This is a genomic window from uncultured Roseobacter sp., assembly GCF_947501835.1.
In the GTDB taxonomy this organism is placed as follows: Bacteria; Pseudomonadota; Alphaproteobacteria; order Rhodobacterales; family Rhodobacteraceae; genus Roseobacter.
In genome coordinates, this window is sequence record NZ_CANMXR010000009.1 from 221522 (window position 1) to 227939 (window position 6418).

Sequence of the window (6418 nt, forward strand, 5' to 3'; positions counted from 1 at the left end):
ATGTCCAAGCCGTTCACCCCGAAAGTCGTGACCGCCAATGCCCTGCTCGAAGGTGATGTGATCTATCAAACCGCCACCGGCTGGACACGTGATTTGGCCGAAGCAGAAGTTCTGACCGACGAGGCCGATGCCGACCTGCGCCTGATCGATGCCGCCCAGCAGATCGACGTGGTGGTGGGGGTCTATCTGGCGGATGTCGACACCTCCGGCCCGACCCCGAAACCCACCCATTTCCGTGAAGATTTCCGCGCCAAGGGCCCGTCCAACTACGCCCACGGTAAACAAGAGGCAGCCAGCCATGTATAGCTACACAGACTTCGATACCGCCTTCATCAAGGAACGCAATGCGCAATTCCGGTCTCAGGTCGAGCGCCGCATCGACGGCTCGCTGACCGAGGACGAGTTCAAACCGCTGCGCCTGATGAACGGGCTCTACCTGCAATTGCACGCCTATATGCTGCGCGTGGCGATCCCCTATGGCACGCTGAACAGCCGCCAGATGCATGTGCTGGCGGACATCGCCGACAAGTGGGACAAGGGCTATGGCCATTTCACCACGCGCCAGAACATCCAGTACAACTGGCCCAAGCTGCGTGATGTGCCCGATATGCTCGATGCGCTGGGGGAGGTGCAGATGCACGCGATCCAGACCTCCGGCAACACCATCCGCAACGTGACGGCAGACCATTTCGCCGGTGCCGCAGCAGATGAAATCGCCGATCCGCGTCCTGTGGCGGAGCTCATCCGTCAGTGGTCCACCGATCACCCGGAATTCCAGTTCCTGCCGCGCAAGTTCAAGGTGGCGGTGACCGGTTCGCCGAATGACCGCGCGGTGACCAAAGCTCATGACATCGGGTTGCGCATGGTCGAACGCGACGGCGTTGCTGGCTTTGAGGTCATCGTGGGCGGCGGCCTTGGTCGGACGCCGATGATCGGCAAGGTGCTGCGCGACTTCCTGCCGCGTGAAGACCTGCTGCCCTATCTCGAAGCGATCGTCAGCGTCTACAACCTGCTGGGCCGCCGCGACAACAAATACAAGGCACGGATCAAGATCACTGTGCACGAGAACGGGCTGGAGGACATCCGCGCCCGCGTCGAAGAACGCTATGCCCTGATCCGCCCGCAGTTCACTGGTGTGGACCAGCAGCTGTTGGCGGGAATTGAGGCGGATTTCGCCGCGCCCAAGTTCAAGACCAAATCGCTCGCCGCTTTTGAAAGCGCCTATACTAATGATCCGGTCTTCCGCTCCTGGGCGGATACAAACCTCAACGATCACCGCGCACCGGGCTATGCGATTGTCTCGATCAGCCTGAAGGCGCATGGCGCCACGCCCGGGGATGCGTCCTCGGATCAGATGCGGGTGATGGCCGATCTGGCCAAACAATACGGCCATGACGAGCTGCGCATCAGCCACGAGCAGAACGTGATCCTGCCGCATGTGCATAAATCCGACCTACCTGCGCTTCATGCCGCGCTGAAGGAAGCGAAGCTGGCCACCGCCAACATCGGTCTGATTTCCGACATCATCGCCTGCCCGGGCATGGACTATTGCGCGCTGGCCACGGCCCGCTCGATCCCGATCGCCCAGGAAATCGCGACACGGTTTGACGAGCTGAAGCTGGAGCATGACGTGGGCCCGCTGAAGATCAAGATCTCCGGCTGCATTAACGCCTGTGGTCACCACCACGTCGGCCACATCGGCATCCTCGGTCTCGACCGCGCAGGCGTGGAGAACTATCAGATCACGCTGGGTGGCGACGGCACCGAAGATGCGAGCATCGGCGAACGTGCCGGGCCTGGTTTCTCGGCTGATGAGATCATCCCGGCGGTCGAACGTCTGGTGCTGGCGTATCTCGATCTGCGTGCCGAGCCTGCTGAAACCTTCCTGCAGACCTATCGCCGCCTTGGGCTGGCCCCGTTCAAAGCCGCCCTCTACCCAGAGGCACAGGCCAATGCCGCTTGATCACCCTGTCTCCCGGGACGATCAGGCCCTGCGTGCCCAGGTGGCGCAGCTCAATGCGACGCTGCGCCACCATAGCGCGACGGACGTGCTGCGGGCCGCCTTTGATGCGGTGCCTGATCTGGCGCTGGTGTCGAGCTTTGGCGCGGAATCGGTGGCTTTGCTGCACCTGACGGCCATGGTCAACCGCGACGTGCCGGTGCTGTTCATCGACACGGAAATGCTCTTTGCCGAGACGCTGGTCTATCAGCAGGAGGTGGCGGAGCGCCTTGGTCTGCGCAACCTGCGGATCATCCGCGGTGACGCCATCCGCAACCTGGACCCCGATGGGACACTGCACCAGCGCGACACCGATGCCTGCTGTGCCTTGCGCAAAACGCAGCCCCTGCAACTGGCGCTGCAGCAGCAGGGTGGCTGGATCACCGGACGCAAGCGGTTCCAGTCGGGCCAACGCGCCGATCTGGAATTTTTCGAGGTGGAAGCAGGCACGACCCGCATCAAGGTCAACCCGCTGGCCTATTGGCAGCCGGGCGACGTGGCTGATTACATCGCCGAAAACCGCCTGCCGCGCCACCCCATGGTCGCGCAGGGCTACCCTTCTATCGGATGTGCGCCCTGCACCTCCCCCGTCACAGCTGGCGAAGACCCCCGCGCGGGCCGCTGGCGCAATTCAGACAAGGACGAATGTGGCATCCACTTCGTCAACGGAAAAGCGATCCGCACAGGAGCCCCTTCATGAGCATTCTCGTTACAGACACCGGTTTTGCCAGCGATGACTGGGCGGAGCCCTTCATCACCCTTGATGCGGCCAATGACGCCAGCGCGCTGGATGTGCCCTCCGACGCCGATCCCGAGGCGATCCCGCTCTGCGACGGGCTGCAGATGATCCGCGTGGATTTTCCCTCCTCTGCCGATGGGCGCGGTTTTACCATCGCCAGGCAGCTACGTCTGCGCGGCTTTACTGGGCGTTTGCGTGCCAAAGGCCATGTTCTGGCCGATCAATACGCAATGGCGCGCCGATCCGGGTTTGACGAGGTCGAGATCTCCGATGATCTGGCTGCCCGACAACCGCAAGACCAATGGCAGTTCCGCGCCAACTGGCAGGACAATAATTATCAGGCCAGACTGCGTGGCGCAGGTGCAACCAACGCCTAACGCGGCCGATTGACGCCTTTCCCCTCTCCATTCTTCTTTCTAAAAGGACTGCGCAGGTGTAAACCTGCGTTGACATCATTATGACCGAGCAAACCCCCGTGACCGAAGCATCTGCTGTAAAAATCCCGACGCTGCCCGACGCGCAGACCGTGACCGCTGTCCAGCATTGGACGGACCGCCTGTTTTCCTTCCGCGTGACGCGCCCCGCCTCGCTGCGGTTCCGCTCCGGCGAGTTTGTGATGATCGGCCTGATGGGCGACCCGCACCCCGAGACCGGCAAGCAAAAACCGCTGCTGCGCGCCTATTCCATCGCCTCACCTTCGTGGGATGAGGAGCTGGAATTCTACTCGATCAAGGTGCAGGACGGCCCGCTGACCTCTAAACTGCAGCACATCCAGCCGGGCGATGAGATCATCCTGCGCCCCAAACCGGTGGGCACGCTGGTGCATGACGCGCTGCTGCCGGGCAAGCGCCTGTGGTTCTTTGCCACCGGCACCGGGTTTGCGCCCTTTGCCTCGCTGCTGCGCGACCCGCAGACCTATGAGGATTACGATCAGGTGATCGTGACCCATACCTGCCGCGACGTGGCAGAGCTGGAGTATGGTCGGCAATTGATCGAAAACCTGCGCAAGGACGAGCTGATGCTGGAATTGCTGGGCGAAGAGAACCTGGCCAAGCTGACCTATTATCCGACCACCACGCGTGAAACCTCACCCAAGATGGGCCGCATCACCACCCTGCTCAAGGATGGCACGGTTTTTGCGGATCTGGGTATCGATGGCATTTCAGCTGAGACGGACCGCGCAATGGTCTGTGGCTCCATGGGGCTCAACACCGATCTCAAGGAAATTCTGGAAGGTTTCGGGCTGGAAGAAGGCGCCAATTCCGATCCCAAACACTATGTGGTCGAGAAAGCCTTCGTCGGCTAAAGCGTTCAGCTTACAGTGATAAACGGCGCCGAACCGATTGGTCCGGCGCCGTTCTTTATTTATTCAACGCCCAAGGCGTCGCGCAATTGGGTCAAAGCGGCTTGCAACAGTTCGGGGTTGTCCTGCGCTTGTTTGACCGAATTTGCCAGCACCAGCTTTTGCGATGTGCCGAGGTCTGAGTTTTTGATCATCTCATTGACCTTGGCAAAATCAAACCCTTCCACGGTCAGGGCTTCCGCTTGCTTGGCCTCGTCCACGGCGGCCACGGTATCCTCCGCGACACCATCTGCGGCCTCAGCTGTCGAACTCGTACCTTCGGTGACTGTCTCGGTAGCTGTTTCCGTCACGGTCTCGACAGTTTCAGCACCTTCTACCGCTGTCTCTTCAACTGCGGTGCCTGCGTCCTCGGTCAGCGCCGTAACGCTTTCCTGCAGGTCAGTCGCGGCCTCACTTGCAGCGTCCAGCGCCTGTTCGGCGGTTTCCGTGGCGGTATCCACAGCCTCCGTCGTCGCCTCGGAAACGGCAGTCGCCGCATCCTGAGCCACATCAGCAGCCCCTTCCGCCGCCTCTGTGACCGTCTCGGTCACCGCATCCGCAGCCTCGCTTGCGGTTTCGGCCAGGGTCTCGGCAGCCTCCGGGGCTGTTTCAACCGCCTCGGCAGCCTCTTCCGTCGCATCGGCTGCGTCTGTTTCAGTCGTATCCAGCGTCAAATCGTCTGACGCCTGCTCGGAATACAACAGATATCCGCCCCCGATGATCACGGCGGCCACCAGAATCCAAATGATGTTTTTCATTACGAGTCTTCCCTCTGTAACTGTCCGGCACGCGACACCGGACGATATTATGCGTGGTGATGGCAATTGTACCTCACTGGACAAACCAACAAGGGGGAAAACAGTTCCAATCGACCCATATCAGCCTAATTTGCGGCTTGAAGTGGCGCTTTCACGCGGTTACTTTACACATCCATATTTATGAACAATTCAAGGACGAACACCATCGCTCGCAGACCCCATAACGCACCGCCACAACGAGAAACCGGCCCGCGCGTCAACGAAAAAATCCGAAGCTCTGAAATTCGCCTGATTGGCGCAGACGGTGAAAACGTCGGTGTTGTAACACCGGACCGCGCCATGGATATGGCGGATGAGGCGGGTCTCGATCTTGTGGAAATCTCGCCGAATGCCAACCCGCCGGTGTGCAAGATCATGGATTTCGGCAAGTTCAAATACGAGACGCAAAAACGCGAGGCCGAAGCGCGCAAGAAGCAGAAGATCATCGAGATCAAAGAGGTCAAGTTCCGCCCGAATACGGACACCAATGACTACGATGTGAAAATGCGCAACGTGTTCAAGTTTCTCGACAATGGCGACAAGGTGAAGATCACGCTGCGGTTTCGCGGGCGTGAAATGGCGCACCAGAACCTGGGCCGGGAGCTCTTGGAACGTGTGGCTGAGGACACCAAGGATGTGGGTCGGGTGGAGAACTTTCCCAAGATGGAAGGCCGCCAGATGGTCATGTTGATCGGGCCGCTGCCGAAATAATCCGGCTGATGCTGTGAAAACGCTATGCGCCCTGTTCAATCGGACAGGGCGTTTTCATTTGGTAATATGCTGAGCCTCTTACCGATCCGGCGCCCGCCCCCCTTAGGAGTGTTTTAGCCTGGACAGGACGCGCTCTACACGTTCTGCGACGGGCACTTTTGGCAACAGGCAAATGTCATACCCCAACGCCTCTAGCGCGGCTTCCAGTCGCTGGAATTCTTCCTTTGCAGCAGTCAGATCGTGGCGACGGTCATCATTCTGTGAAAAGATCTCCGGCCAGGGTGGCGCAAGAAAGACAGTGCTGTCGTAGTGTCGGTGTGCCCCGAGGGTCTGGCGATAGGGCAGACCCGTCGCATGGTCCAGCGCCACGGCGGCATCAACCACCCCTCGGTCGAAGAAAACAAGGCCTTTTTGGTTGCGCATCGCGGCAAGATCCGAGCGCGCCACCTCTACTGCCCGCTGGGCAAATGCGGCCCCATCAACCCAAGGCAATGCACGTCCGGTGCCTGCCCTTTCCTCTGCCAGAATGCGCCGCCCGGGTTCCGCGACGGTGGCATATCCGCGACCTTCGAGTTCTTTCAGCAGCGTGGTTTTACCACCGCCCGAACATCCCGTGATCAAAACGAACCTGTTCAATGTGGTGTCTGCTCCCGATGATGCGCGGATTATATTTTCCACCGTAACGATGTCGACACAAACAGAAATCGGAACGGATCATGGTCCAAAATCCGTGAGTGCTGCATCTAATGCATCACCCTCTAGCCCCGGCCCCGCGCGAAGCCGCGGGGCGGGGGATGTTTCAGGCCGCGGCGGTGACGGCGCGTTTTGTC

At 60.1% G+C, this 6418-nt stretch carries 8 protein-coding genes; 6 read left to right on the top strand and 2 right to left on the bottom strand.

All coding sequences use genetic code 11. The features are described from left to right. The 5 genes from Q1A20_RS19060 (at window position 1) to Q1A20_RS19080 (ending at window position 4044) form a co-directional block, all read left to right on the top strand. Window positions 1–306, top strand: coding sequence for a DUF2849 domain-containing protein (locus Q1A20_RS19060; RefSeq protein WP_299409576.1), 306 nt, complete (start codon window positions 1–3; stop codon window positions 304–306). Beyond that, window positions 299–1963 carry a nitrite/sulfite reductase gene (locus Q1A20_RS19065; RefSeq protein ID WP_299918149.1) on the top strand — a complete coding sequence of 555 codons (1665 nt, stop codon included), beginning with the start codon at window positions 299–301 and terminating at the stop codon, window positions 1961–1963. Before Q1A20_RS19060 ends, Q1A20_RS19065 begins: the two co-directional genes overlap by 8 nt. Then, entirely contained in the window at window positions 1953–2699 is a 747-nt protein-coding gene (locus tag Q1A20_RS19070; RefSeq protein WP_299918152.1) for a phosphoadenylyl-sulfate reductase, read from the top strand. The genes Q1A20_RS19065 and Q1A20_RS19070 overlap by 11 nt, the downstream gene beginning before the upstream one ends. Beyond that, window positions 2696–3115 (top strand): DUF934 domain-containing protein, encoded by a 420-nt coding sequence (locus tag Q1A20_RS19075; protein WP_299409585.1) that lies wholly within the window; start codon window positions 2696–2698, stop codon window positions 3113–3115. Before Q1A20_RS19070 ends, Q1A20_RS19075 begins: the two co-directional genes overlap by 4 nt. A gap of 80 nt (window positions 3116–3195) precedes the next feature. Beyond that, window positions 3196–4044, top strand: a complete 849-nt coding sequence (locus Q1A20_RS19080) for a ferredoxin--NADP reductase (RefSeq protein WP_299409587.1) — start codon at window positions 3196–3198, stop codon at window positions 4042–4044. A 59-nt stretch (window positions 4045–4103) separates the two neighbouring features. On the opposite strand, the gene Q1A20_RS19085 is transcribed toward Q1A20_RS19080, so the two are convergent. Further along, window positions 4104–4838: a translation initiation factor 3 gene (locus Q1A20_RS19085; protein WP_299918155.1), complete on the bottom strand. Its 735-nt coding sequence runs from the start codon at window positions 4836–4838 to the stop codon at window positions 4104–4106. A 180-nt stretch (window positions 4839–5018) separates the two neighbouring features. Here Q1A20_RS19085 and infC point away from each other — a divergent pair, with 180 nt between their 5' ends. Next, window positions 5019–5588, top strand: a complete 570-nt coding sequence (gene infC, locus Q1A20_RS19090; RefSeq protein ID WP_298976073.1) for a translation initiation factor IF-3 — start codon at window positions 5019–5021, stop codon at window positions 5586–5588. Window positions 5589–5690: 102 nt separating this feature from the next. Here infC and Q1A20_RS19095 read toward each other — a convergent pair whose 3' ends face one another. After that, entirely contained in the window at window positions 5691–6224 is a 534-nt protein-coding gene (locus Q1A20_RS19095) for an AAA family ATPase (RefSeq protein ID WP_299409593.1), read from the bottom strand. Window positions 6225–6418 lie beyond the last annotated feature (194 nt).

Coding starts and splice junctions, on each gene's coding strand:
- Q1A20_RS19070 (WP_299918152.1), top strand. CDS start 1,953: ATGCCGCTTGATCACCCTGTCTCCCGGGACGATCAGGCCCTGCGTGCC.
- Q1A20_RS19065 (WP_299918149.1), top strand. CDS start 299: ATGTATAGCTACACAGACTTCGATACCGCCTTCATCAAGGAACGCAAT.
- Q1A20_RS19060 (WP_299409576.1), top strand. CDS start 1: ATGTCCAAGCCGTTCACCCCGAAAGTCGTGACCGCCAATGCCCTGCTC.
- infC (WP_298976073.1), top strand. CDS start 5,019: ATGAACAATTCAAGGACGAACACCATCGCTCGCAGACCCCATAACGCA.
- Q1A20_RS19075 (WP_299409585.1), top strand. CDS start 2,696: ATGAGCATTCTCGTTACAGACACCGGTTTTGCCAGCGATGACTGGGCG.
- Q1A20_RS19080 (WP_299409587.1), top strand. CDS start 3,196: ATGACCGAGCAAACCCCCGTGACCGAAGCATCTGCTGTAAAAATCCCG.
- Q1A20_RS19085 (WP_299918155.1), bottom strand. CDS start 4,838: ATGAAAAACATCATTTGGATTCTGGTGGCCGCCGTGATCATCGGGGGC.